The following is a 22,621-nucleotide window of genomic DNA, read 5'->3' as shown; positions in this document are numbered from 1 at the left end:
ACGAACGGAACCGGAGAAAACCTTGTTGGAGAAACCACCAATCGAATTGGCGGATGGGATGAAAGAAGGAGACCGCACCCTGTCAATTCCACAGATACTGGTCCTGATGGCGCGAGTATGGGCCGTCACCCATCCCTTCGCGACCATTGAGGACCGGCAGCATCTGGCGGCCATGGTGGCTACTGAATTGGCAGGGCGCGATTGAGGCATTAGGCGAAAGCTGCCTCTTCGGCAGCATGCCGCGCAGCTATCAGCCGATCGTGGGCACGGATATGAGCGAAGGACAGGATCGGATTTGCCTTTGGCATTACCTGGGGCTTTGGCCTCGGGCCATTGTGCTTGCCAGGCGCATTGCCTGCGCATTTCCGGCACGCAGTCTGGCGGCCGCAATGAAGCAGATGCCCATCAACCACGCTTTCTTCCCCGCATTTGCACCGCACGGACCACATCACGCAGCCGTTTACGCTCGAATGTGCCCGCGCAATCACGGTGCGGCTGCCGAAGGTGCGGCCGATCATCTGCGCCTTGGCGTGCCGAACGGCGCGTGGGAAAGCCTTTCCTTCCTTCACCTGCTGGCTGATCCGCCTGTAGATCGCGTGCTCAGTGCGATTGAACTGCTTTGCCAGATCAGAAACCGCATGACCCTTGTTCCAAAGAGAACAGAGTTGGGACAGCTCCACGGTTGACCACGGTCGGCGCACGATGTTGGTTTTCTTCTTGCGCGCGAGCGCATTGTGACGGTTACAAGGCTCGCATTCGATCCCCTTTCCCGAACGCAATGCTTGCGTTTTTACCAGGCGCAGGGTGCCGCATTCGGTGCACTGGCAGCGCCATGTACTGGCCCCAGATGCGCAACCAAGAAACTTCACCGCGACCAGAGGCCCAAACCGCTGACCGGATAAATCCTTGAACGGGCGCATTTATCGCACCCCCATAGCCTGCCGACTGACCACGGCAGACGGGCCATTGCGCAGGGAAATTGTCACGCCATAGCCAACGGATGCGCTGGCCGTGGCGCGGTCGCCGTCGATGCGGACCAGTTCGAGGCGGATGAGGGCTTGCGCTTCCTGCGGGCTGCCAGCGAGGCCGAGGCGGCATAGGGCGCTTGAGAGGGGGAATAGGGTCATTGGGAGGCCTCCTGCCCGCGCACGATCGGCGCGCCCCGGCGGCGACGCGCCCGGAGCGCAGCAATGATTTTTTGGTATGTTTTAAGGGTTGGCGTGTGCGCTCCAGCCTTCCAGCGATAGAAGGTCGGGTGAGATACTCCCGCCTCAGAGCACAACATGGGAATGGTCAGGCCGCGCCGTTTCGCAGCGGCCTCAACATCATCTGCTGAAAGGAATTTCGTCATGACCACACCATATTTGCAAACTTTCACACGATGCAAGTGAAAACTTACACACGGACAGAAAAGGCCGTTTGTGCGAAGATGCACATATGAGAGAGGAAATCAGACAAGCGCGGGAAATCGTGCAATACGCCATGGATAAAACGGGAAAAGACCCGACTAACCTAGCGCGTCTAGCTGGTGTGGTTCCGTCAACTCTGACACGCCTGATGGGGGACAACCCAACTAGCGCTCCGACCTACAAAACCATCATGGCTGTTATGGCGGCAGCCGGAATTATGGATGTGCTGCGCTCCAATATGCAGGAGGCCTCGAAAAGGGTTCCTTTATATGGTGATGTTGGAGCTGGGCAGAGAATAACCCGCGTTGATGGCGATACGCCCCTTGAATTCGTGGATGCTCCTTTATGGGCAGAAGCAGGCACCTGCGCCCTAATCGTGAAGGGCGATAGTATGTTTCCGGCTTATTGGGAGGGAGACATCATATATTTCGACAAGGGGAACATGATCCCATTCGAGGATGCCCTTTATCGAGAGTGCGTGGTGGCGCTTGATACGGACGAACTTTATCTAAAGCAAGTCACTCCCGGCATTGCTCCAGGCACCGCCACATTGGTCAGCTACAATGCCTCTCCTATTCGAGACGTGGTGGCTAGATGGGTCTCTCCTGTCACTTTCGTGGATAGACGTTTCAGAAAATAGAGGTTTTCCAGCCTTTTCCTCATGCGGCCAGAGAGCCGCATATTTTTTGTAAGAGCGTGTGCAAGTTTTCACTTGACCGCGTTTGCGAGTTTGCACATGATAAGCCCATCACCAACACGGAGATGGGAAGTGGAAAACATACCGACCCTGTTTCGATTTGAGGGAAAGCCTCTGAACGTCCAGGCGGACGAGAACGGCGATCTCTGGTTTCATGCTGGCGATGTCTGCCGCGTGCTCGAACTGAGCAATGTCACGATGACCCTGCGCGTTCTGGATGAGGACGAAAAGGGTCTAAAGAGTATTGAGACCCTTGGCGGAAAACAGGAAGTAAACTGCGTAACCGAACCAGGCCTTTACAAGCTGATCTCCCGCAGCCGCAAACCGGAAGCAAAGCGCTTCGACCGCTGGGTTCGCCATGAAGTTCTTCCGACCATACGCAAGACCGGCAGCTACAGCATCGAGCGGCAGTTCGATATCCCCAAGACCCTTTCCGAAGCCCTGCGTCTTGCGGCAGATCAGGCAGAAGAAATCGAAGAACTGAAGCACGAAAACGCCGCGCTGGCGCCCAAGGCGCAGATCCACGACAAGATCGCGGACAGCGACGGTCTATATAACCTAAACCTCTCGGCCAAGGCAGCAAACATGCCACCGAGGCAGTTTACGAGCGCGGCGCACCAGTATGGCTTCATTTTCCGGCAGGGCAAGAAATGGAATGCCTATTCCGACAAAGTAAAGGCCGGTCATTGCCATGTGAAGTTTGCATCTTACCGCGACCGTGATGGCGAAGAACATTTTAGTCCGCAGGTTTTCTTCACGCCCAAGGGAATTCAAGCCCTTATTAACCGTATGGGGATGCAGTAATAATGGAAACGAGCATGCACACACAGGTCGAGCAGCAGACTGCTCCCGAAAACAACCCCGCACAGATTACCCTCCTCAAGATCCGCGAATGGGGCGCTTGCTCCGATGGACGCGACTGGTTCCGCGAGAAATTCCCCCAGGGCGGCACGTATGGCGAGGTCATGAATGGTCTCTATGCTGACAAGCGTTACGGTGACGCGCGCTGGCTGGCCGACAAAGCGTTCGACGTGAAGAACATCAATGCTGATTTTATCAAAAGCGACGTTCGTTCAATCATTGCCGTAACCGAAGGCGTTGATGTTGACGAGAACGACGGCGCGCAGATCGGTTCCTCGGGCGACGACGCGCGGATCGGTTCCTCGGGCTACGGCGAGCGGATCGGTTCCTCGGGCTACGGCGCGCGGATCGGTTCCTCGGGCGACGACGCGCAGATCGGTTCCTCGAGCTACGGCGCGCGGATCGGTTCCTCGGGCGACGGCGCGCAGATCGGTTCCTCGGGCTACGGCGCGCAGATCGGTTCCTCGGGCGACGGCGCGCAGATCGGTTCCTCGGGCGACGGCGCGCAGATCGGTTCCTCGGGCGACGGCGCGCAGATCGGTTCCTCGGGCGACGACGCGCGGATCGGTTCCTCGGGCGACGGCGCGCAGATCGGTTCCTCGGGCTACGGCGCGCAGATCGGTTCCTCGGGCTACGGCGCGCAGATCGGTTCCTCGGGCGACGGCGCGCAGATCGGTTCCTCGGGCGACGACGCGCGGATCGGTTCCTCGGGCTACGGCGCGCGGATCGGTTCCTCGGGCGACGACGCGCAGATCGGTTCCTCGAGCTACGGCGCGCGGATCGGTTCCTCGGGCGACGGCGCGCAGATCGGTTCCTCGGGCTACGGCGCGCAGATCGGTTCCTCGGGCTACGGCGCGCAGATCGGTTCCTCGGGCGACGGCGCGCAGATCGGTTCCTCGGGCGACGGCGCGCAGATCGGTTCCTCGGGCGACGACGCGCGGATCGGTTCCTCGGGCTACGGCGCGCGGATCGGTTCCTCGGGCGACGACGCGCGGATCGGTTCCTCGGGCGACGGCGCGCAGATCGGTTCCTCGGGCGACGGCGCGCGGATCGTATGCTCTGGAGAGAATGCCACCGTCGCATTCGCGGGTCGTCGTGGATCGGTCAGCCTGGGCAAAGGTGGTGCCGCTTCTTTGGTTTGGCATGATGGCGCCCGAAATCGCTTCATCAATATCTACGAAGGCGAGGACGGCATTGAGGCTGGTGTTCTCTATGCCATCGAGAACGGCAAAGTGGTGAGGCAGTAATGCCTCCCTTCCCCGACAACCACCTAACCCGCTTCCTCGGCATGGCCCTGCTCGGCGCCATGCTTCTGGGCACGGTGTTCTACGCATTCGCCACTGTCGCAATGCCCTGACACGCCCAGGCCACCGGGATTGCGGTCCCGGCAGTCTGGCCGAGTTGGCTAAGTATTCATGAAATAAAGGAATTGATTATGTGTAATCTTCCTGATGGTTGTTCGCAGGCTGATATTGATCGTCGGTTTCAGGAACAGAACACGGTTCTGGCTCGTAAGGCACAGCGCGCCGAAAAGCTGAAGAAGTCGCTGGAGGACTGCCTCTATGAAGCGCGGCAGGTGTTTGGCGGACAGGTGTCGGATACGGTCGCGTTCCTTACGGACAGTATTGATGAAGTGAAAGGCGAGATGGCACGGCTGGATCAGGGCCTGTGTAGACTTGAGGACGAATGGCGCGGCTCTCGTGCCCTCCATCTGGAGGCCGCAGAATGAACGCCTTCCCCCTCACATCCCACCAATACGCCCGCGTGCGCGTCAACCGGCGGCCTGTGCCTGCCCATTTGGGGAGGCGGGGGCTGTGACGCACGAACAGAGGCGCTCCCTGATCGCCGGGCTTGCCCGGCAGTATGGCGGGGAATGGGAAAGCAAGGTGCAGCCGGTGGATGACCTGCGCATCCCCGCGTGCCCTCTCCCCGATTACAGCGCGCTGTGGCTGCCAGGTGGACAGCGGGTGGCGTTTGTTGAGGGGGGCGTGTGATGGCGGACCTCTCCACCCTTATGGACCGGATCTACGTCGAGCAGGTCGCCCCAGCCATCAAGGCGTTCAACGCCTCACGCACAGCCTCCAAAGCGCCCAGCGCGAACATGGACCAGATCGCGCTCGAGCAGATCGCCATGCTGGAGATTTGGGAGAAAGAGGCGAAGGCGCAGGCGGCAGCGTTGCGGAAAGCGCTTGCTGGCGAGATGGAAGAAGCTGGCGTTCTCGCCTTCGAGAGCGAGCACTTCACCGGAAGTCTGGCCGCGTCACCCCAGACCGCGACCGTGACGGATGAAAAAGCCCTGCGTGCCGCGCGCCCCGACCTGTTTGAGTTGCAGCCCGATAAGCTGAACCGCACTGAACTGACCAAAGCCCTGAAAAAGGGCCAGAGAATTGACGGAGCCACGTTGAGCAACGGCGGCGCGATGCGCCTCGTGATCCGTGGCAAGAAAGGAATTGCAGCATGAACGCAGTGGTAACCACCCAGAATGGCAATCAGGTCACGGAACGTGAACTGATGGATGTTCTCAAGAATAGCCTTTACCCAGGTGCAGCAGATGCATCTGTAATGATGGTGATGGGCTACTGCCGGGCCGCTGGTCTAGATGTGATGAAGAAGCCCGTTCATATCGTTCCCATCTGGAACAAAGACGCCGGGCGCATGGTTGATGTGATCATGCCGGGAATTGCCCTGTATCGCACTGAAGCGGCCCGCACGGGCGAATACGTCGGGAAGTCGGAGCCGGAGTTTGGCCCAGACAAGTCCATGACTTTGGGTGGCATAGAGGTGACGTTTCCGTCATGGTGCCGGGTGACGGTGCGCCGCTTTGTGCATGGCAAGATTTGTGAGTTCACGGCGAAAGAGTTCTGGCTGGAGAACTATGCAACCGCCAAACGCGATACGCAGGCACCTAACGCCATGTGGAAGAAGCGGGCTTATGGGCAGCTTGCAAAATGCACCGAGGCCCAGGCCCTGCGCATGGCATTCCCAGAACAGACTGGGGGCACCAATACGGATGATGAAATGTCTGGCAAAGATTTTGCTGGAGGAACCATCGACGTAACGCCCCAGCCGCGCCGCGTCGAGCAGGAGCAGCGCCCGGTTGACTACATCGCGTTTTTTGACGCGCGCCTGACCAACTGCCGCGATACGGCCTGCGTCGATGCACTCTGGAAGAAGTGGTCGGAAACCATCGACAAAGCCGCCGATGCCGGTCGCCCCATCGATCAGGGCACAATCGAGCATGTGCAGGGCATGATGGCTGAGCGGTCTGGCGTGCTTCAGAGAGCCGTGCAGCAGCGCGCCGAAGAAATGTCCGAGGCGCCGGTTGAGGAGCCGGTAGCATGACCCAGCTATCCGACGCCGCCGAACCCGAACACCTGACCCGAACCACATCGTGGATGGAACAGGTCGAGCTTCACATGCGGGCGCATAATTCTGCGCCCCTCACCAGCCGGCAGCACGAGAGGCTCCAGATCGCCCGCGCTAACGGGGTTGAGCCGTGGGCCGCGTTCGACCAGATCGTGGGGGCTGACAATGTGCAGTTCTGAAAACGAACTGATCCCTGATGTGCGGCAGGTTGATTTGGAAGATATGATTATGAAGAACGAAGAACAGTTTGTGATGGTGCGGTTGCCGTTGACTGATGAGCAGAGAATGGTGGCCTATGGAGCGCCATACAAGCCCGGAAGAAAAGGTTCCGCGATGGAGGCATCCATTCTTGCCATCGGCACCCCCATCCCGCCGTGCGCGGATGTGGAGACGGTTGATCTGTCCGAATATATGCCAGAATACCACGATCAGGGTATGGGCTGCGGACTAGAAGATCGCGGCATAACTGACCGATATGAAGCCATGGGGTATGGATGGGATCAAGCCCTAGAGCGCGTTTGTTCGGAACTACCTGAAATGGTCCACCGCACCGACATGGAAGCGCAGGTTGCCCGTGTGGCGGCTGAGAAGGATGCTGTTATCAAGGAACTAATTTACGTTTTAGGCGAGGTGCAGAACCTTTCGGATGGCAGTTTTGAGCCAAAAGACACGGCACGTCGAAAAATCTATGAACTGGTCACCGCAGCCCTCAACGAAGGAGCGGCGGGATGAGGGTTGTAGCGCTGCATATGGCCCTTCCTGAAAAAGGGGCAGACAAAAAGGTATTCGTAAATCTGGAGAATGCATGTGCGATCCAGAAACTGAGCCTTTCAACACAAATCGTATTTGTCGGGGGATGGACAATACTGGTCGATGAAACGCCGGAGCAGATTGGCAGGATGGTGAACTCATGACCACCCCCTGGAACGGCCTGCCAGATCAGCCGGAGCGGAGTGGGTGGCACTGGCTGAATGATAAACTGGCAGCAAGAGAGGCCCTCGCACCGGGTTATTGGTCTGGCCGCGAAAGGGTATGGATGATCGGGGCGTGGAGTGTGATTGACCCAAAATCCGTCTCTGGAATCTTCCATTATCGCGGCTTGTGCTTAAGCCCATCCGAACTCGCGCAGATGCGGAAGGATGAGCGGGAGCGGGCAATCGCGGCTGTTAGTCAGCAGGAAATGAAGGTCGATCTTGGGGAGAACCAAGCGGCTTTTAATCTAGGTATTCACACGGCTATTGCCGCCATCCGCACCCTAACCGACGACGAAGGGAAGAAGTCGTGAGAAGTCGGGAAGAACAGATTATAGAATTGACAGAAGTGTTCTATGAAGCTGGGTTCCGGTTTCGTGATAAAGCTAAGCCCGAGGCTGAGCGACACATCGACGAAGCCATCCAGCGCGGCCGCGAACTGGAGCGCGCGGAGATGGGGCGGGATGCTGCTCGGTTCATATGGGCGGCAAACAATACGGGATGCTTTTGGGGCATTCCCGGTTTCGGTCCAGTCCGTGACCGAAAGCCCGAACAGAAAATGACCGATCTTCGCGCAGCCATTGACGCCGCCATGAATGGGGAGAACGGCAATGGTTGAAGCCCTTCCCACCATCGAAAAAGGCGTACCGATGCCCTCGATCCAGACCAAAAGCACCGGCCCACGCTACAACCTGATGTTGGACATGGATTTGGGCGATAGCTTTTCCATCTCCGCGCGCGAGCTCAAGACATGGAACAACACGGCAAAGCGGGTGCGGATGAAGCATCCGGCCCGCAAATATGCCTACCGCAAAACAGAGACCGGATATCGGTTTTGGAGGGTCGCATGACCGTAACCCTGACAGGCATCACGAAGTCTGTGGTGCCAGGCGTCGATACCGCGGCCCAACTTCTCGCCTACTGCGCCCGCGTGTCCAGCACGGCCAACCAGATGAACCACGAGACCGGGCCGAAGCTGCTGCGGTTTCTGGTCGAGCGCAAGGAATGGTCGCCGCTGGAAATGATCTCCCTGACCATGGAGATCGAGACCACGCGCGACATTGCGCGCCAGATCCTGCGGCACCGGTCATTCTCGTTTCAGGAGTTCTCCCAGCGCTATGCGGTGGTGGATGATATAGCTGTGTTCCGTGAGGCGCGGCTGCAGGACCGAAAGGACCGGCAGAACAGCATCGAGACGGATGATGCGGAATTGGCCCGTGGATGGGAGGATATGCAGGCCCGCGTCAACATCGCGGCTGACGACGCCTATAGCTGGGCGCTTGAGCATGGCATTGCCAAAGAGGTGGCCCGAGCCGTGCTGCCCGAGGGCATGACACCCTCGCGCCTCTACATGGCCGGAACGCTGCGGTCATGGATGCACTACTGCGCGCTGCGGTGCGAGCGGAAAACCCAGAAAGAGCACCGGGAAATTGCCTTCGACGTGGCTGACATCCTGCGCGAGCAGTTCCCCGACATTGCCGACCTGATCCCGAGCCGGGAGGACGAAAATTGACCGAAACACACACTCCCTACCAGCGCGGCCGCCGGGCGGCTGAGCGTGGGGCGCCGCGTGAAGTGCCTGCCGACCTGCTTCAGTCTGGTGGCATTACATTCGCGGAGAACGATTGGAAAAGCGGGTATGACAGTGTGTCCGGGGGATTTGCCGTCATTGAGGAGGCCGCAAGTTCTGTCAACCATCCCCGCCACTACAACGCTCACCCATCCGGCATCGAATGCATCCAGGTGGTCGAGCACATGTCCTTCAACCTTGGCAATGCCCTGAAATACATCTGGCGCGCCGATGAGAAGGGTAATGCGCTCGAGGATCTGAAGAAGGCCGAGTGGTATATCCAGCGCGAGATCGCGCGGCGGGAGGAGGCATGAAGCCTCATCATGCAGCGCCAGGGCAGACCGACGAATGGTTCACACCGCCGGAAATTTTCGAGGCGTTGGGTGTGACCTTCGATCTTGACGTGGCTCAGCCAGAAACAGGCCGCGCCTTTCTGTCTGTTCCATGCCGACGGTTCCTGACAATCAGCGATAACGGACTGACTGCGCCGTGGGATGGGTTCGTCTGGATGAACCCTCCTTTTGGCGGCCGCAACGGCGTCGTGCCGTGGCTGCGACGCTTCATGGAGCACGGGAACGGCATTGCCTGCGTCAACGCCCTGACCAGTGCGGGATGGTTCCATGACTTTGCGCCCTACGCCGATGCTCTGTTGTTCCCCCGAGGCAAGACGAAGTTTGTGCGGCCTGACGGAACGCGGGGCAATTCTCCAGGCAATGGCGTCGTGCTGATCGGCATGGGGCAGCAGGCCGTGCAGGCGATGGGCCGCGCTCAGGATCAGGGTTTGGGGATGATGGCTACAGTCAAAGAAAGGGAGGCGGCATGACCTACACGCTACGCATAGCAGGCGACCTGACCGAAACCGTGGAACTGGTCGCTCAAAACCAGGACCGCGTGTTCCTGCGCCGCCGCGGGGAGGTCGTGGTGACCCGGCCCGCAGTCTGGCAGCGGCTCGTTGATAGCGGGCGTGTGGTGGAGGTGGGGAATGGGTGAAGCCATGAGAAACGAACCTGCACTGGCTCAGCTACTTACAGCGCGCGAGGTTGCAGACCGGCTGCGGATTACGACCCGGACCCTTTATCGAAAACTGGAGCGGGGCGGATTTCCGAAGCCTGTGCGCCTGGGGCCGCAATGCGTTCGCTGGGATGAAGGAGATGTGCGGGCATGGGTGGACAAAATGAGGGTTTCCGAGTCGGTGATGTAAGCAATTTTTTTGGGGGTATTGGTGGGGGTATCACTCCTACCTTACCAATTTTTCAACGTTCAAAATCATGGTATTAAGCCATTAGATCGTCCGTCGCCCAGACCTCCATGCTTTCCCAAAAATAATGGTCGATTGGGCCTGTAATGGCCCGCGCGGTGTAAACCGGGCTGGTGGTTTGATACTTTAAACCTCTGGCCGCATCTCCCCCTCATTTGTTCCGGCACAAAGATTACGGGCCAAGGCGTTCCCTTCGCGCCGGTTTGGGGTATATCTGCCCATGGCCGGGCGCGTTGTCCTGCCCTGCGTCTGATTATGGTGGATCTGGTTTTTCGTGATGCTTGACAAGTCGTTCTCCCCTGCCGGGACAGAAACCTCCCTCTATGCCCTGTGGGAGGCCAGTGGCGCATTCAGCGCACAGCCCGACAGCACGGCAAAGCCCTATACCATCATGATTCCGCCGCCCAACGTTACGGGCACGCTGCATATCGGTCATGCCCTGACCATGACATTGCAGGACACGCTCATCCGCTGGCGCCGCATGCAGGGGCGCGACACGCTGTGGCAGCCGGGCACCGACCATGCGGGCATCGCCACCCAACTTGTGGTCGAGCGCATGCTGCAAAAGGAAGGCACATCGCGCCAGGAAATGGGCCGCGATGCCTTTGTCGAGCGCGTGTGGGAGTGGAAGGCCGAGTCCGGTGGCGGCATCACCAGGCAGCTCCGCCGCCTTGGCGGCTCGCTCGACTGGCAGCGCGAGCGCTTCACCATGGATGATGGCCTGTCCGATGCGGTGAAAGAGGTGTTCGTCACCCTCTACCGTGAGGGACTGATCTACCGCGACCGCCGCCTCGTCAACTGGGACCCCGCCTTCCGCTCCGCCATCTCCGACCTTGAGGTCGATAACCGCGAGAGCCGGGGCAGCCTGTGGTATATCCGCTACCCCGTGGAGGGCCAGCCAGGCCGCACCATCACGGTCGCCACCACCCGCCCCGAGACCATGCTCGGCGACATGGCCGTGGCCGTGCACCCTGATGACGAGCGCTTTGCCGACCTGGTGGGCAAGAACGTCATCCTGCCGCTGACCGGCCGCCGTATTCCCGTCGTGGCCGATGAGCATTCCGACCCCACCAAGGGCAGCGGCGCGGTCAAGATCACGCCCGCGCATGACTTCAACGATTTCGAGGTGGGGCGTCGCCACAAGCTCGACATGCCCAGCGTGCTCGATGAGGAAGCCCGCATCACCCTTGCCGAGATTGAAGGCGAACTCCGCGCTGAGGAAGGGCTGTCCGACCCCGCCTTCGTGCGCACGCTGGCAGGCATGCCGCGTGATGAGGCGCGCAAGGCCATGGTGGCCGAGCTCGAGCGGCTGGAATGGCTGGAAAAGATCGAGCCGCACACCAATCAGGTGCCGCATGCCGAGCGCAGCGGCGCGGTGGTCGAGCCGCGCCTGACCACCCAGTGGTACTGCGATGCCAAGACCCTCGCCGGTCCCGCCATCGAGGCGGTGGAAACCGGCAGGATCGAATTCGTGCCCCGGCAGTGGGAAAATACCTTCTACGCCTGGATGCGCGACATCCAGCCCTGGTGCATCAGCCGCCAGCTCTGGTGGGGGCATCGCATCCCTGCCTGGTATGGCCCCGACGGGCATGTGTTCGTCGCCCATGACGAGGCCGATGCCGCAACGCAGGCCCGCGCCCATTACGGGCAGGACACCACGCTTACGCGTGATGAGGACGTGCTCGACACGTGGTTCTCCTCCGCCCTGTGGCCGTTCTCCACGCTGGGCTGGCCGCAGCAGACACCGGAACTGGCGCGTTACTACCCCACCGATGTGCTGGTCACGGGGTTTGACATCATCTTCTTCTGGGTGGCGCGGATGATGATGATGGGCCTGCACTTCATGAAGGATGTGCCTTTCCGGCAGGTGTTCATCCACGGGCTGGTGCGTGACGAGCGCGGGCAGAAGATGTCCAAGTCCAAGGGCAACGGCATTGACCCGCTGGAGATGATCGACAGCTACGGCGCGGATGCCATGCGCTTTTGCATCTGCTCGCTCACCGGCCTTGGCCGAGACGTGAAGCTTGGCCCGAAAAAAGTGGAGGAATACCGCTCCTTCATTACCAAGATCTGGAATGCCGCGCGCTTTTGCGAGATGAACGGCGTGGCCCCCGTGGCGGGCTTCAACCCAGCCGAAGTGAAATCCCCGCTGGGCCGCTGGATTCTGGCTGAACTGGCGCAGGCGGTGGAAGACGCCACCAAGGCGCTGGAAGCCTTCCGCTTCGATGAATATGCGGGTGCCTGCTACCGCTTCGTGTGGAACTGTTTCTGCGACTGGTTCCTTGAACTGGCCAAGCCGGTCTTTGCAGCAGGCGACACGGCGGAAGCCGTCGAGACCCGTGCAGTCGCCGCGCATGTGCTGGGCACCATCCTGCGCCTGCTCCAGCCCGTGACCCCGTTCATGACCGACCGGCTGTGGCAGCATTTCGGCTTCGGGGGCGAGGGATCGCTCATCACCGCCCCCTGGCCGCAACCTGAACATCTGGAAGGGGCAAAGGACGCGCGCGAGGAGATGGAATGGCTGATCCGCTTCATTTCCGCCATCCGCACCGTGCGCTCGGAAATGAACGTGCCGCCTTCGCGCCTCGCCCCCGTGCTGCTGCGTGATGCATCTGCCACCACCGTGGCACGTGCCGCCAAATGGGCGGAAGCGATCGGCCGCATGGCCCGCGTGTCCGAAGTGCAGCCGCTTGCAGGCGAGATGCCGCAGGGGGCAGCCCAGCTTGTGGTGGATGAAGCAACGCTGGTCATTCCGCTGGCCGGAATCATTGACCTGAGTGTTGAGCGCCAGCGGCTGGAGAAGGAATGCACCAAGGTGGATGGCGAGATTGCCAAGGTCGAGCGCAAGCTGGGCAATGCCGATTTCGTCGCCCGCGCCAAGCCGGAAGTCGTGGCAGAAAACCGCGAGCGGCTGGAGGCGTTCCAGGCAGAGCGCGTGCGGCTGCAAGCGGCACTGGCGCGGATTGCTTAAAGGCATAAAAGTTTCTGGGTGCCGCCTTTTTTCAAAAAAGGCGGCGTTCCTTTGAAGCTTTTTGAAAAAAGCTTCACCAAAAACTTCTGGAACAATCTCTTCACACCATTTTGGGGAAGGAAGCTGCCATGAGCGGAAACGCGTTGGAGACACTGGTGCTCGGTGGGGGCTGCTTCTGGTGCATTGAAGCGCCGTTCAAGGAACTGCGTGGCGTGCAAGCGCTTGAGCCCGGTTATGCCGGTGGCCATACCCCCAACCCGACTTATGAGCAGGTCTGTACGGGCCGCACCGGGCATGCCGAGGTGGTGCGCGTAACCTTCGACCCCGCTGAACTTTCATGTGCCGACCTGCTGCGCATCTTCTTTGTCATGCATGACCCTACCACGCCCAACCGGCAGGGTAATGACGTGGGCACGCAGTATCGCTCGGCCATTTTCTGGCAGGATGCGGCGCAGGAAAAAGCCGCCCATGCCGTGCGCGACGAGATTGCGGCGCAGGGCGTCTGGCCCAACCCGATCGTGACCGAAATTGCCAAGCTGGACCATTTCTGGGCCGCCGAGGATTATCACCGCGACTATTTTGCCCGTAACCCCGGCAACCCGTATTGTAGCGCGGTCATTCCGCCCAAGATCGCCAAGATGCGCCGCCTGTTCCGCGACCGGCTGGTGGACTCCGCCGGTTAAGGATAACGGTTTTCGGTGAAGCTTTTTTCAAAAAGCTTCAAAACGCCGTGCTCAGTTCCGATCCGTCGGGTCATCATCCAGGAAGAGCTGGTCGGCTTCCTCATCAAAATCGAACAGTTCCGCATAGCGCGCCCAGCCGATCAGGGTCTGGAGCGTCTGGCGCGCGTAGTTGGGTGACATGCTGTCCTCAAGTTCATCGCGGAAGCGCTCGGCGCTGGCGCGGTGGTTGGGGCGCTCATCAAGCACGGCGCGGATGGTGCGCACCATGGGAATGTTGTGCAGCATGCTCTGCCACAGGATGTGCTTGCGGATGTCGTGCTCGCTCTGCACAAAGCGCATGCCCTCGGGCGTGAGCAGGATGTCGCCATCCTCAAGCTCGGCAAAGCCCAGCAGTTGCAGGGATTCACCAAGCGGAAACAGGTCATCAAGCTCAAGCTGCAGGCGGCTGGCAAGCAGCGGCAGGTCGGCGCGGCCATGCAGCGGGTCGGCGGCCAGCGTTTCCATCATGCCCACGATGGTGTTCATGGGCAGGGCAGGCAGGGCCACGGCATCGGCCGAGATCTGGACATGATTCATGTCCGGGTCGGTCATGTCTGCCTCCGACACGACCGGCGCGCGGCGCGTCATCAGCGCGTAGATACGGTCCACGAACTGGCGGAAGGCCATGTCCTCGCGGTTGCGGGGGTGCTCGAAGGGCACCTGAAGCTCATAGGCCACCCGGCCGGGATTGGAGGAGAAGATGAGGATGCGGTCGCACATCAGCACCGCTTCCTCGATATTGTGGGTGACCAGCAGGATCGACTGGATGGGCAGCTTCTTTTCCGCCCACAGTTCCACAAGGTCGGTGCGCAGGTTTTCCGCCGTCAGCACGTCCAGTGCCGAAAATGGCTCGTCCATCAGCAGCAGGTCGGGCCGGACCACAAGGGCGCGCGCCAGCCCCACGCGCTGGCGCATGCCGCCGGAAAGCTCCTTGGGGTAGGCATTCTCATACCCGCCCAGGCCGATCAGATGGATCGCGTCTTCCGCCAGTTTCTCGCGCTCGGCAGGCGCCACGCCCTGTGCCTCAAGCCCCAGTTCCACATTTTTCTGCACTGTCAGCCAGGGGAACAGCGCAAAGGACTGGAACACCATGGAAATGCCCGCAGCCGGCCCCTCCAGCCGCTTGCCCTTCCAGATCACCTCGCCGCCGGTGGGCGGCAAAAGCCCCGCGATAATGCGCAGCAGGGTGGACTTGCCCGAGCCTGAGCGGCCCAGAAGCCCCACGATCTCGCCACTGCGGATGCTCAGGTTCACGCCATCAAGCACCACAAGGTCGGTCGAGCTTTCCTTGGGGTAGGCCTGCCTGCAGTTGACGATCCGGACAAGTTCCGTGCCGGTCTGCTTCGGGGTGGAGGAGGCTGCTTGCTGCGGCATCAGGAAACTCTCAGTCAAACGTGTAATGCCGGGCGGCATAATTGGATAACGGGCGCCACACGGCGCGATTGAGCAGCAGCACGAAGGCCGCCATGACCGCCATGCCTAAGCCCACCTCGTCGGTGGCACCCGCCACCGTGGCATGGGCAATATAGGCGCCCAGCCCCTGAGCGCTCAGGGTGGTGTCGCCCCAGCTTGCCACTTCGGTGGCGATGGCGGCATTCCATGCCCCGCCTGATGCGGTCAGCGCGCCGGTAATGAAATAGGGCGTGATACCCGGCAGCATCACGCGCCGCCACCACAGCCAGCCCTTGACGTGGAAGTTGCGCGCCGCCTCGAGCAGGTCACCGGGATAGGACGAGGCCCCGGCCACGATATTGAACAGGATATACCATTGCGTGCCCAGCAGCATGAGCGGGGTGAGCCAGATATTGCTGTTCAGATGCCAGTGCACGATCGCGACCACGACAAGCGGAAAGAACAGGTTGGCGGGGAAGGCGGCCATGAACTGTGCCGCCATCTGCGCATGCCGCGCCCGCCGGGGCGACAGGCCCAGCCATATCCCCGCTGGCACCCAGATCATGGAGGCTACCAGCACCGTGATCATGACCCGCAGTAGCGTCAGGCCGCCCAGCGCCATGACATGCAGTACCTGCCCCGCGCTGTAATGGGCGAGGGAGAAGGTCCATGTTTTCCAGCCCAGGGTGAGGGCGCACAGGGCAATCCCGGCAATCCAGGCCGCATCCGTCAGGCGGGGGGGAATGAGCGCGCGCACGGGGGCGGACGGGCGCGGGCCAAGCGCCAGCCAGCCGATGCGGGTCATCATGTCCCCCGCGCGCAGGCAGAACTGACGCAGCAGGTGCGTGCGGCGCAGCAGCACCAGCACCCACGGGTCGGGGGCGGCAAGGGTTGCGCCGTCATCGGTCTGGAAACGCGCCGACCATGCCACCAGCGGGCGGAACAGCAACTGGTCATAGGCCAGGATTACGGCCAGCATGGTGAGAATGGCGTAGAAAATGGCCGCAAGGTTGCGCTGTTCGATCGCAACGCCCACGTAGGAGCCGATGCCGGGCAGGGTGATGTCCGTATTGCCGACCGTGATCGTCTCGGAATAGACGACCATGAACCACCCGCCAGACATCGAGATCATGGTGTTCCACACCAGCGCGGGAATGGCGAACGGCACCTCCAGCCGCCAGAAGCGTTGCCAGGGTGTCAGGCCAAAGCAGCGGGCGGCTTCCTCAAGGTCAGGCGGCACGGTGCGCAGCGACTGATACATGGCAAAGGCCATGTTCCATGCCTGGCTGGTGAATATGGTGAAGATGGCGGCAAGTTCCGCCCCCATCATCCGCCCCGGAAACAGCCCGAGAAAGAAAATGACCGTAAAGGTGAGAAAGCCCAGAATGGGCACTGACTGCAAAACATCAAGCAGCGGCACCAGCACCTGCCCCGCGCGCCTGCTCTTGGCAGCCCACACGGCATAGGTGAAGGTAAAGACCAGCGACGCGGCCAGGGCTGCAAACATGCGTAGCGTGGTGCGCACGGCATAGCCGGGCAGGTAGGCCGGACTGAGGTGGATGGTCCCGGCCTCGCTTGCGGGAATGGGCACAAGCATGTGGCGGCCCGCCGTAGCCACCACGACCGCGCCTGCCATGATGGCAAGCAGGCCGAGCAGGTCCGCTATATTGGGGCGGACGCGCAGGTTTCCCGGTTGGCCGCCTGCGCTCACCCTGCCGTGCCCGTACTGCCAAAGCCGCCCACGCCACGGGTGGTTTCATCAAGCTCGGCATATTCCACCCACTCGCCGCGCACCACGGGGGCCAGCACGCCCTGGGCGATGCGCATGCCGCGTTCGACCACGAAGGGGGCATCGCCTGCATTCATCACGATAATGCCGATCTCGCCGCGATAATCCTCATCGATCGTGCCCGGCGCGTTGGGCAGGGTCACGCCATGCTTGAGCGCAAGCCCCGAGCGGGGACGGATCTGGAGTTCATAGCCACGCGGCAGCGCCACGCACAGCCCCGTGGGCACCAGCGCGCGGCCACCCGGTGCAATGGTCATGGGCTCGGTCACGGCAGCCAGCAGGTCCATGCCAGCAGCGCCCTCGGTGGCATAGGCGGGCAGGGGCAGGTCATGTGCGTGGGCCAGGCGCCGGACCTGAATGGGCAGGGAGGAAAGGCTCATGGGGTGTGTCCGTCAACGTGCGGGGAGTTGAAAAAGGCGGCGATGCGCGCCACCAGGCGCTGCGCCACCTGCGTCTTGTCCAGCCGGGGCCAGTGGGTGCAGCCCGTGGCGTCAATCAGGTCGATCTCGTTTTCAGCCCCGCCCATGATGCCGCTTTCCGGGCTGACATCATTGGCCACGATCCAGTCGCAGCCCTTGCGCAGGCGCTTGGCGGTGGCGTGTTCGACCACATGCTCCGTCTCGGCGGCAAAGCCCACCACCAGCCGTGGCCGCGCAGGCGATGGCTGGCTCAGCGTGGCCAGAATGTCGGGATTGGGCACAAGATGAAGTTCGGGCGGGGGCTGACCTGCGGTTTTCTTGATCTTCTGCAGGGTTTCTTCGACATGCCAGTCCGCCACGGCGGCAGCACAGATGGCAATGTCACACGGCAGGGCGTGTCCGCACGCTGCCAGCATGGCGCGTGCCGTCTCGACGCGCACGGTGTGCACGCCCGGCGGGTCGGGCAGGGTGGTCGGCCCGCTGACCAGTGTCACGTCAGCTCCGGCTGCCGCCAGCGCGCGTGCAATGGCATAGCCCTGCGTGCCCGATGAGCGGTTGGCCAGATAGCGCACCGGGTCGATCGGTTCATGCGTCGGGCCTGCGGTGACCAGCGCGCGACGGCCTGCAAGCGGCTTTTCGCCATCCAGCCGGACCATGATGGCGGCAAGGATGGAGTCGGGTTCGGCCAGTCGGCCCGGTCCGTGCTCGTTGCATGCCATCAGCCCGGTCTCGGGGCCGACAAATTCTACGCCGCGCGCGGCAAGCGTTGCGATATTTGCCTGTGTCGCGGGGTGCTGCCACATCCGCACGTTCATGGCAGGGGCGGCCAGCACCGGCGCATCGGTGGCCAGCAGCACGGTGGTGGCGAGGTCATCGGCGAGGCCTGCGCGCATGCGGGCCAGAATATCGGCAGTGGCGGGGCAGATCACGATCAGGTCACTGCTGCGCGAAAGGGCGATATGGCCCATCTCGTTTTCATCGGTGAGGGAGAACAGGTCGCTGTACACGCGCTCGCCACTCAGCGCCTGAAGCGAGAGGGGGGTGACGAATCGGGCGCCCCCTTCCGTCAGCACCGTGCGCACGCGAATGCCGTGTTCCCTGAGCCTGCGGATGAGATCGAGCGCCTTGTAGGCGGCGATTCCCCCACACACCACCAGCAGGACAGAACGGTCTGCCCGTGCCGTCATCAGATCTTCCAGCCGGAATGGATGGCCGCGATTCCGCCCGAAAGGTTCTGGTAGGACACGCGCTCAAGCCCTGCTTCGCGCATCATGTCGGCCAGCGTTTCCTGATCGGGGAACATGCGGATGCTCTCGGCCAGGTACTGGTAGCTCTCGCGGTCGCCTGCAATGGCAGCGCCCATGCGCGGCAGCACGTGGAAGGACCAGGCATCATACACGGGTGCAAAGGCCGCGACCTGCACGCGCGAGAACTCGAGACACAGGAACCGCCCGCCCGGCCGCAGGATGCGGCGTGCCTCGCGCAGCACCTGCAGCTTGTCGGTGCAGTTGCGCAGGCCGAAGGCGATGGAGACGCGGTCCACCGAATTATCGGCCAGCGGAATGGCCTCGGCATCGACGGCCAGGAAGTTGAGGCCCGATACCAGCCCGCGCTCCATGGCGCGGTTGCGGCCCACCGTGAGCATGCTCACATTGATGTCGGACAGGATGGCAGGCCCGCCGCCGCCGCGCAGCCAGCCGAACGAGATATCACCCGTGCCTCCGGCCAGATCGAGCAGCGACAGGTCGGGGTGGGGAGCGAGTTCGTTGACGAAAATCTTTTTCCACGCGCGGTGGATGCCCAGCGACATCACATCATTCATGACGTCGTATTTGGAGGCCACGCTGTCAAAGACTTCGCGCACCATGGATTTCTTCTCGCGCAATGGCACATCGCGGAAGCCGAAATCGGTGGTATCCGCATGGCGGTCATCGGGACGGCCGGCGGAAGGGGAGGGATGGTATGGCTGGCTATTGTCGGTCATGATGCACAGGTATAACCCCAGATGAGGCCATGCCGGAACTCCCTGAAGTTGAAACTGTGATGCGCGGGATGCGAGTGCATCTTGAAGGTCACACTATTTCCCGCGCCAGCACGCACCATACGGGGCTGCGCTGGCCGTTTCCCCCCGGTCTGGCCCGGGCGCTGGAAGGACAGCGGATCGATGGATTCGCCCGGCGGGGGAAATATATCCTCATCACCCTTTCGGGCGGGATGGTGGTCGTGCTGCACCTGGGCATGTCCGGGCGCGTGCTGCTCTCGCGCCCCACGCAAGCCGAGCGCGCGGCCCCGCCCGCCCTGCACGAGCATCTGGTAATCGAGACCGGGGAGGGCGCGCGCTGCGGGCTGGTCGATCCCCGCCGCTTCGGCATGGTCGACCTTGTGCCGGTGGCGGGCGTGGAAGATCACCGCCTGCTGGCAGGTATGGGCCCCGAGCCGCTGGGCAACCGTTTTGGTGGCGCGTGGCTTGCTGCAAAAGGGCGCGGGCGGCGCACGAGCATCAAGGCGCTGCTGCTTGACCAGCGCGTGGTGGCGGGTCTTGGCAATATTTATGTGTCCGAGGCGCTGTTCCGCGCGCGCATCCACCCCGCGCGGGCAGCAGGCGAGATCAGTGCTGCGGAATATGATGAGCTGGCCACCGAAGTCCGCGCCGTGCTGGAGGAGGCGATTGCCGCAGGCGGCTCAAGCCTGCGTGATTATGTGCAACCCGACGGGGAGCTCGGCTATTTCCAGCATGCATGGCGCGTCTATGGCCGTGAAGGGCTGGGGTGCCCCGATTGCCCCGGCCCGCCTGCGTGTGATGGGGTGGAACGCATTACCCAATCGGGGCGTTCGAGCTTCTTCTGCCCCCGCCTGCAGGAGGCATGAGACGATTTAGGCAAAGACTTGTCTTGACGAATGCGGTCAGGGTGGACTAGATCGCCAGCCTGATATGGGATGTCCGCACGATCGGGTGGCGGACCGCCGTAACCTGATTTATGCAGATGAACTGAGAGCAATGGCCAATACAGCATCCGCGCGCAAGCGCATCCGTCAGAACGAACGCCGCAACGCCCGCAACACCGCGCGCCTGTCGCGCGTGCGCACCTTCGTGAAGAAGGTTGAAACCGCGATCGCCACCGGCAAGAAGGACGACGCCGTGGTGGCCCTGCGTGAGGCACAGCCCGAAATGCAGCGCGCCGTTGGCAAGGGCGTTCTTCACGCCAACACGGTTGCCCGTCGTATTTCCCGCCTGTCCGCCCGTATCAAGTCCATCGCTGCTGCGTAAGATACGGCTGGTTTCTTTCATTTGAAAGAAGGCTGGAAGTAATAAGAGAGGTCGTCTGTCGTCGTTATTGGCGGCGACGGCCTTTTTTTGTTATCCACATCTTGCTGGTGTGAACGGGTTTTGGCGGGGGTGGGGCAGATTCCCGTTGCTTCGCCCGATTCCGTGCTCTAAATTATGGGGATAATTCCAGCGTCATCGGTGGTCCTGGCCGAAGGGTCGGGCTGTGGGTCGTGCCGATGGCACGGCTTGTGGCTTGTCCTGTTAGGGCACGGGCCGGCGGCGCGGGGTGGTGGAATGGAGCGGGGTTACGGCAGGGGCATGCGCGCAGGCGGTGTCCCTTTCGTGCCCCATGTGGCGGGGAGCGGATATGACGGGCGGACTGGAAGGCTATGACGCGGTTGCGGAAGCCAACGCGCAGAAAAGTGTGCTCGCCATCCACTGGTCGCGCATCTGCGAGCGGCTGAAGGCCGAGGTAGGCGAAGTCGAATACCGCACCTGGCTGCGCCAGATCACGGTCGGCCCGGTGGAAGAGGACGAGATCACCCTCTACCTGCCCACGCGCTTTTTGCGTGACTGGGTGCGCGGGCAGTACGGTGACCGGCTCGGCACGCTGTGGCATGCCGAAGTGCCCGCCATCCGCCGGGTGGAACTGCAGGTGGCCCGCCCTGCAGCCCAGCCCGCACCCGGTGCCGAGGGGCAGGAGGCTGCGCCCGCCCCGGCTGTTGCCCCCCCGAGCGAACCGGCGGCGCCGGCCGCAGCACCTGCCGTGGCGGAAAGCCCGCGCCAAGCCGAGGTGCGCAGTGATCTTGCCGCCCCGCTCGAGCCGCGCTTTACATTTGACACCTTCATCGTGGGCAAGCCCAACGAGTTCGCCTATGCCTGCGCCCGCCGCGTGGCCGAGCGCCCGTCCAGTCCCGGCTTCAACCCCCTGTTCCTGTATGGCGGCGTGGGTCTGGGCAAGACCCATCTCATGCACGCCATCGGTGCGGAACTGCTGCGCGGGGGCAAGGTCTCGGTGGCCTATATGTCGGCCGAGAAGTTCATGTACCGCTTCATCGGGGCCATCCGCTCGCAGTCCACGCTCGAGTTCAAGGACCAGCTGCGCTCGGTTGACGTGCTGATGATCGATGACCTGCAGTTCCTCATCGGCAAGGACAACACGCAGGACGAATTCTTCCACACCTTCAACGCGCTGGTCGATGCCGGGCGGCAGATCGTGGTCTCGGCCGACAAGTCGCCCTCCGACCTGTCGGGGCTTGAGGACCGGCTGCGCACCCGCCTTGGCTGTGGCATGGTGGCTGATATCCATGCCACCACCTTCGAGCTGCGCATTTCCATCCTTGAGGCCAAGGCTGCGGCTTCGGGTGTTGTGGTGCCGGCCAAGGTGCTGGAATTCCTTGCCCACAAAATCACGTCGAACGTGCGCGAACTTGAGGGCGCGCTCAACCGCCTGATCGCGCATGCCAACCTGTTTGGCCGCCCCGTCACGCTGGAAGCGACGCAGGATGTGCTGCATGATATTCTCAAGGCGCATGACCGGCGCGTCACCATCGAGGAAATCCAGCGCAAGGTGGCCGAGCACTGGAACACGCGCCTGACCGACATGTTCTCCGCCCGCCGGGGCCGTGCCGTGGCGCGGCCAAGGCAGGTGGCGATGTACCTCGCCAAGCAGTTGACCAGCCGCTCCTACCCCGAGATCGGGCGCAAGTTCGGCAACCGCGACCACACCACCGTCATGTATGGCGTGACCAAGGTGGAGCAGTTGATGGCCCAGGACCCCGCCTTTGCCGAGGATGTGGAACTGCTGCGCCGCATGCTCGAGACCTGACGCATTTCGGGCCTGCGCCCCTTTACCGCTGTTGCTTCAGGCTGCTAGACAGGTCTCCCCCGTTTTGTGCTTTTTTGGGTGCTGCGGGATGTGGAGGATA

32 protein-coding genes are annotated in these 22,621 nt (G+C 61.9%); 24 read left to right on the top strand and 8 right to left on the bottom strand.

The features are described from left to right. Window positions 1-22 precede the first annotated feature (22 nt). On the top strand, window positions 23-205 hold the full coding sequence (locus FMA36_RS00155) for a hypothetical protein (RefSeq protein ID WP_159259997.1): 183 nt from the start codon (window positions 23-25) through the stop codon (window positions 203-205). Window positions 206-209: 4 nt separating this feature from the next. Here FMA36_RS00155 and FMA36_RS00150 read toward each other — a convergent pair whose 3' ends face one another. The 3 genes from FMA36_RS00150 to FMA36_RS00140 are packed head-to-tail and all read right to left on the bottom strand — an operon-like array spanning window position 210 to window position 1,351. Then, window positions 210-920, bottom strand: a complete 711-nt coding sequence (locus FMA36_RS00150) for a hypothetical protein (RefSeq protein ID WP_159259995.1) — start codon at window positions 918-920, stop codon at window positions 210-212. After that, window positions 921-1,127: a S4 domain-containing protein gene (locus FMA36_RS00145; RefSeq protein WP_159259993.1), complete on the bottom strand. Its 207-nt coding sequence runs from the start codon at window positions 1,125-1,127 to the stop codon at window positions 921-923. Beyond that, entirely contained in the window at window positions 1,124-1,351 is a 228-nt protein-coding gene (locus FMA36_RS00140; protein ID WP_159259991.1) for a helix-turn-helix domain-containing protein, read from the bottom strand. The genes FMA36_RS00145 and FMA36_RS00140 overlap by 4 nt, the downstream gene beginning before the upstream one ends. Window positions 1,352-1,437: 86 nt before the next feature. On the opposite strand from FMA36_RS00140, the gene FMA36_RS00135 reads away from it, so the two are divergent. The 20 genes from FMA36_RS00135 to msrA all read left to right on the top strand — a co-directional run bounded on the left by FMA36_RS00135 (window position 1,438) and on the right by msrA (window position 13,786). Further along, entirely contained in the window at window positions 1,438-2,049 is a 612-nt protein-coding gene (locus FMA36_RS00135; protein ID WP_159259989.1) for a S24 family peptidase, read from the top strand. A gap of 129 nt (window positions 2,050-2,178) precedes the next feature. After that, on the top strand, window positions 2,179-2,910 hold the full coding sequence (locus tag FMA36_RS00130) for a BRO family protein (protein WP_159259987.1): 732 nt from the start codon (window positions 2,179-2,181) through the stop codon (window positions 2,908-2,910). 14 nt (window positions 2,911-2,924) lie between these two features. Continuing rightward, window positions 2,925-4,214, top strand: a complete 1,290-nt coding sequence (locus FMA36_RS19270; protein WP_206065139.1) for a YdhT family protein — start codon at window positions 2,925-2,927, stop codon at window positions 4,212-4,214. Between the two features lie 188 nt (window positions 4,215-4,402). Continuing rightward, window positions 4,403-4,696: a hypothetical protein gene (locus tag FMA36_RS00120; RefSeq protein WP_159259985.1), complete on the top strand. Its 294-nt coding sequence runs from the start codon at window positions 4,403-4,405 to the stop codon at window positions 4,694-4,696. Window positions 4,697-4,781: 85 nt separating this feature from the next. Beyond that, entirely contained in the window at window positions 4,782-4,961 is a 180-nt protein-coding gene (locus FMA36_RS00115) for a hypothetical protein (RefSeq protein ID WP_159259983.1), read from the top strand. Next, window positions 4,961-5,428 carry a siphovirus Gp157 family protein gene (locus tag FMA36_RS00110; RefSeq protein WP_159259981.1) on the top strand — a complete coding sequence of 156 codons (468 nt, stop codon included), beginning with the start codon at window positions 4,961-4,963 and terminating at the stop codon, window positions 5,426-5,428. Before FMA36_RS00115 ends, FMA36_RS00110 begins: the two co-directional genes overlap by 1 nt. Beyond that, complete coding sequence (gene bet, locus FMA36_RS00105) at window positions 5,425-6,309, top strand: phage recombination protein Bet (RefSeq protein ID WP_159259979.1); 885 nt, start codon at window positions 5,425-5,427, stop codon at window positions 6,307-6,309. The genes FMA36_RS00110 and bet overlap by 4 nt, the downstream gene beginning before the upstream one ends. After that, window positions 6,306-6,512, top strand: coding sequence for a hypothetical protein (locus FMA36_RS00100; protein ID WP_159259977.1), 207 nt, complete (start codon window positions 6,306-6,308; stop codon window positions 6,510-6,512). The genes bet and FMA36_RS00100 overlap by 4 nt, the downstream gene beginning before the upstream one ends. Then, window positions 6,499-7,065: a hypothetical protein gene (locus FMA36_RS00095; RefSeq protein WP_159259976.1), complete on the top strand. Its 567-nt coding sequence runs from the start codon at window positions 6,499-6,501 to the stop codon at window positions 7,063-7,065. The genes FMA36_RS00100 and FMA36_RS00095 overlap by 14 nt, the downstream gene beginning before the upstream one ends. Next, window positions 7,062-7,247: a hypothetical protein gene (locus tag FMA36_RS00090; RefSeq protein WP_159259974.1), complete on the top strand. Its 186-nt coding sequence runs from the start codon at window positions 7,062-7,064 to the stop codon at window positions 7,245-7,247. The genes FMA36_RS00095 and FMA36_RS00090 overlap by 4 nt, the downstream gene beginning before the upstream one ends. After that, window positions 7,244-7,618 carry a hypothetical protein gene (locus FMA36_RS00085; protein WP_159259972.1) on the top strand — a complete coding sequence of 125 codons (375 nt, stop codon included), beginning with the start codon at window positions 7,244-7,246 and terminating at the stop codon, window positions 7,616-7,618. Before FMA36_RS00090 ends, FMA36_RS00085 begins: the two co-directional genes overlap by 4 nt. After that, entirely contained in the window at window positions 7,615-7,923 is a 309-nt protein-coding gene (locus tag FMA36_RS00080; protein WP_159259970.1) for a hypothetical protein, read from the top strand. Before FMA36_RS00085 ends, FMA36_RS00080 begins: the two co-directional genes overlap by 4 nt. Continuing rightward, complete coding sequence (locus FMA36_RS00075; protein ID WP_159259968.1) at window positions 7,916-8,155, top strand: hypothetical protein; 240 nt, start codon at window positions 7,916-7,918, stop codon at window positions 8,153-8,155. Before FMA36_RS00080 ends, FMA36_RS00075 begins: the two co-directional genes overlap by 8 nt. Then, a complete protein-coding gene (gene thyX, locus FMA36_RS00070; protein ID WP_167517993.1) occupies window positions 8,152-8,817 on the top strand; it encodes an FAD-dependent thymidylate synthase in 666 nt (221 codons plus the stop codon). Before FMA36_RS00075 ends, thyX begins: the two co-directional genes overlap by 4 nt. Then, entirely contained in the window at window positions 8,814-9,188 is a 375-nt protein-coding gene (locus FMA36_RS19375) for a DUF3310 domain-containing protein (RefSeq protein ID WP_240906427.1), read from the top strand. The genes thyX and FMA36_RS19375 overlap by 4 nt, the downstream gene beginning before the upstream one ends. Beyond that, complete coding sequence (locus FMA36_RS00060) at window positions 9,185-9,697, top strand: DNA N-6-adenine-methyltransferase (protein ID WP_159259966.1); 513 nt, start codon at window positions 9,185-9,187, stop codon at window positions 9,695-9,697. Before FMA36_RS19375 ends, FMA36_RS00060 begins: the two co-directional genes overlap by 4 nt. Continuing rightward, window positions 9,694-9,864: a hypothetical protein gene (locus FMA36_RS19100; RefSeq protein ID WP_167517992.1), complete on the top strand. Its 171-nt coding sequence runs from the start codon at window positions 9,694-9,696 to the stop codon at window positions 9,862-9,864. The genes FMA36_RS00060 and FMA36_RS19100 overlap by 4 nt, the downstream gene beginning before the upstream one ends. Further along, window positions 9,857-10,075: a helix-turn-helix transcriptional regulator gene (locus tag FMA36_RS00055; protein WP_159259964.1), complete on the top strand. Its 219-nt coding sequence runs from the start codon at window positions 9,857-9,859 to the stop codon at window positions 10,073-10,075. Before FMA36_RS19100 ends, FMA36_RS00055 begins: the two co-directional genes overlap by 8 nt. 334 nt (window positions 10,076-10,409) lie before the next feature. Continuing rightward, window positions 10,410-13,103, top strand: coding sequence for a valine--tRNA ligase (locus tag FMA36_RS00050; protein WP_159263442.1), 2,694 nt, complete (start codon window positions 10,410-10,412; stop codon window positions 13,101-13,103). A gap of 128 nt (window positions 13,104-13,231) precedes the next feature. Next, entirely contained in the window at window positions 13,232-13,786 is a 555-nt protein-coding gene (gene msrA, locus FMA36_RS00045) for a peptide-methionine (S)-S-oxide reductase MsrA (protein WP_159259963.1), read from the top strand. 51 nt (window positions 13,787-13,837) lie between these two features. Here the strand turns inward: msrA and FMA36_RS00040 are convergent, their stop codons facing one another. The 5 genes from FMA36_RS00040 to FMA36_RS00020 form a co-directional block, all read right to left on the bottom strand. Then, window positions 13,838-15,199, bottom strand: coding sequence for an ABC transporter ATP-binding protein (locus FMA36_RS00040; RefSeq protein WP_159259961.1), 1,362 nt, complete (start codon window positions 15,197-15,199; stop codon window positions 13,838-13,840). 10 nt (window positions 15,200-15,209) lie between these two features. Next, window positions 15,210-16,853, bottom strand: coding sequence for an ABC transporter permease (locus FMA36_RS00035; RefSeq protein WP_206065241.1), 1,644 nt, complete (start codon window positions 16,851-16,853; stop codon window positions 15,210-15,212). A gap of 71 nt (window positions 16,854-16,924) precedes the next feature. Continuing rightward, window positions 16,925-17,386: a dUTP diphosphatase gene (dut, locus tag FMA36_RS00030; RefSeq protein WP_159259956.1), complete on the bottom strand. Its 462-nt coding sequence runs from the start codon at window positions 17,384-17,386 to the stop codon at window positions 16,925-16,927. Then, a complete protein-coding gene (gene coaBC / locus FMA36_RS00025) occupies window positions 17,383-18,612 on the bottom strand; it encodes a bifunctional phosphopantothenoylcysteine decarboxylase/phosphopantothenate--cysteine ligase CoaBC (RefSeq protein WP_159259954.1) in 1,230 nt (409 codons plus the stop codon). Before coaBC ends, dut begins: the two co-directional genes overlap by 4 nt. Further along, the gene (locus tag FMA36_RS00020) at window positions 18,612-19,409 is read right to left on the bottom strand and encodes a class I SAM-dependent methyltransferase (protein WP_159259952.1); all 798 of its coding nucleotides are present in this window, start codon (window positions 19,407-19,409) and stop codon (window positions 18,612-18,614) included. The genes coaBC and FMA36_RS00020 overlap by 1 nt, the downstream gene beginning before the upstream one ends. A 29-nt stretch (window positions 19,410-19,438) precedes the next feature. On the opposite strand from FMA36_RS00020, the gene mutM reads away from it, so the two are divergent. The 3 genes from mutM to dnaA all read left to right on the top strand — a co-directional run bounded on the left by mutM (window position 19,439) and on the right by dnaA (window position 22,521). Then, window positions 19,439-20,293, top strand: a complete 855-nt coding sequence (gene mutM / locus FMA36_RS00015) for a bifunctional DNA-formamidopyrimidine glycosylase/DNA-(apurinic or apyrimidinic site) lyase (RefSeq protein WP_159259950.1) — start codon at window positions 19,439-19,441, stop codon at window positions 20,291-20,293. Window positions 20,294-20,423: 130 nt separating this feature from the next. Beyond that, window positions 20,424-20,693: a 30S ribosomal protein S20 gene (gene rpsT / locus FMA36_RS00010; protein ID WP_159259946.1), complete on the top strand. Its 270-nt coding sequence runs from the start codon at window positions 20,424-20,426 to the stop codon at window positions 20,691-20,693. A gap of 367 nt (window positions 20,694-21,060) precedes the next feature. After that, window positions 21,061-22,521, top strand: a complete 1,461-nt coding sequence (dnaA, locus tag FMA36_RS00005; protein WP_159259944.1) for a chromosomal replication initiator protein DnaA — start codon at window positions 21,061-21,063, stop codon at window positions 22,519-22,521. Window positions 22,522-22,621 lie beyond the last annotated feature (100 nt).

Origin of the sequence: Komagataeibacter xylinus (assembly GCF_009834365.1) — a bacterium.
GTDB lineage: Bacteria > Pseudomonadota > Alphaproteobacteria > Acetobacterales > Acetobacteraceae > Komagataeibacter > Komagataeibacter xylinus_D.
The sequence above is the reverse complement of the archived record's forward strand: the minus strand, read 5'-3'. Positions and strand labels throughout refer to the sequence as shown.

Bases quoted from the DNA above. Each gene is read 5' to 3' on its own strand.
- FMA36_RS00150 (WP_159259995.1), bottom strand. From the start codon at position 920: ATGCGCCCGTTCAAGGATTTATCCGGTCAGCGGTTTGGGCCTCTGGTC.
- FMA36_RS00145 (WP_159259993.1), bottom strand. From the start codon at position 1,127: ATGACCCTATTCCCCCTCTCAAGCGCCCTATGCCGCCTCGGCCTCGCT.
- FMA36_RS00140 (WP_159259991.1), bottom strand. From the start codon at position 1,351: ATGACGAAATTCCTTTCAGCAGATGATGTTGAGGCCGCTGCGAAACGG.
- FMA36_RS00135 (WP_159259989.1), top strand. From the start codon at position 1,438: ATGAGAGAGGAAATCAGACAAGCGCGGGAAATCGTGCAATACGCCATG.
- FMA36_RS19270 (WP_206065139.1), top strand. From the start codon at position 2,925: ATGCACACACAGGTCGAGCAGCAGACTGCTCCCGAAAACAACCCCGCA.
- FMA36_RS00120 (WP_159259985.1), top strand. From the start codon at position 4,403: ATGTGTAATCTTCCTGATGGTTGTTCGCAGGCTGATATTGATCGTCGG.
- FMA36_RS00110 (WP_159259981.1), top strand. From the start codon at position 4,961: ATGGCGGACCTCTCCACCCTTATGGACCGGATCTACGTCGAGCAGGTC.
- bet (WP_159259979.1), top strand. From the start codon at position 5,425: ATGAACGCAGTGGTAACCACCCAGAATGGCAATCAGGTCACGGAACGT.
- FMA36_RS00100 (WP_159259977.1), top strand. From the start codon at position 6,306: ATGACCCAGCTATCCGACGCCGCCGAACCCGAACACCTGACCCGAACC.
- FMA36_RS00095 (WP_159259976.1), top strand. From the start codon at position 6,499: ATGTGCAGTTCTGAAAACGAACTGATCCCTGATGTGCGGCAGGTTGAT.
- FMA36_RS00090 (WP_159259974.1), top strand. From the start codon at position 7,062: ATGAGGGTTGTAGCGCTGCATATGGCCCTTCCTGAAAAAGGGGCAGAC.
- FMA36_RS00085 (WP_159259972.1), top strand. From the start codon at position 7,244: ATGACCACCCCCTGGAACGGCCTGCCAGATCAGCCGGAGCGGAGTGGG.
- FMA36_RS00075 (WP_159259968.1), top strand. From the start codon at position 7,916: ATGGTTGAAGCCCTTCCCACCATCGAAAAAGGCGTACCGATGCCCTCG.
- thyX (WP_167517993.1), top strand. From the start codon at position 8,152: ATGACCGTAACCCTGACAGGCATCACGAAGTCTGTGGTGCCAGGCGTC.
- FMA36_RS00060 (WP_159259966.1), top strand. From the start codon at position 9,185: ATGAAGCCTCATCATGCAGCGCCAGGGCAGACCGACGAATGGTTCACA.
- FMA36_RS19100 (WP_167517992.1), top strand. From the start codon at position 9,694: ATGACCTACACGCTACGCATAGCAGGCGACCTGACCGAAACCGTGGAA.
- FMA36_RS00055 (WP_159259964.1), top strand. From the start codon at position 9,857: ATGGGTGAAGCCATGAGAAACGAACCTGCACTGGCTCAGCTACTTACA.
- FMA36_RS00050 (WP_159263442.1), top strand. From the start codon at position 10,410: ATGCTTGACAAGTCGTTCTCCCCTGCCGGGACAGAAACCTCCCTCTAT.
- msrA (WP_159259963.1), top strand. From the start codon at position 13,232: ATGAGCGGAAACGCGTTGGAGACACTGGTGCTCGGTGGGGGCTGCTTC.
- FMA36_RS00040 (WP_159259961.1), bottom strand. From the start codon at position 15,199: ATGCCGCAGCAAGCAGCCTCCTCCACCCCGAAGCAGACCGGCACGGAA.
- FMA36_RS00035 (WP_206065241.1), bottom strand. From the start codon at position 16,853: ATGGCAGGCGCGGTCGTGGTGGCTACGGCGGGCCGCCACATGCTTGTG.
- dut (WP_159259956.1), bottom strand. From the start codon at position 17,386: ATGAGCCTTTCCTCCCTGCCCATTCAGGTCCGGCGCCTGGCCCACGCA.
- coaBC (WP_159259954.1), bottom strand. From the start codon at position 18,612: ATGACGGCACGGGCAGACCGTTCTGTCCTGCTGGTGGTGTGTGGGGGA.
- FMA36_RS00020 (WP_159259952.1), bottom strand. From the start codon at position 19,409: ATGACCGACAATAGCCAGCCATACCATCCCTCCCCTTCCGCCGGCCGT.
- mutM (WP_159259950.1), top strand. From the start codon at position 19,439: ATGCCGGAACTCCCTGAAGTTGAAACTGTGATGCGCGGGATGCGAGTG.
- rpsT (WP_159259946.1), top strand. From the start codon at position 20,424: ATGGCCAATACAGCATCCGCGCGCAAGCGCATCCGTCAGAACGAACGC.
- dnaA (WP_159259944.1), top strand. From the start codon at position 21,061: ATGACGGGCGGACTGGAAGGCTATGACGCGGTTGCGGAAGCCAACGCG.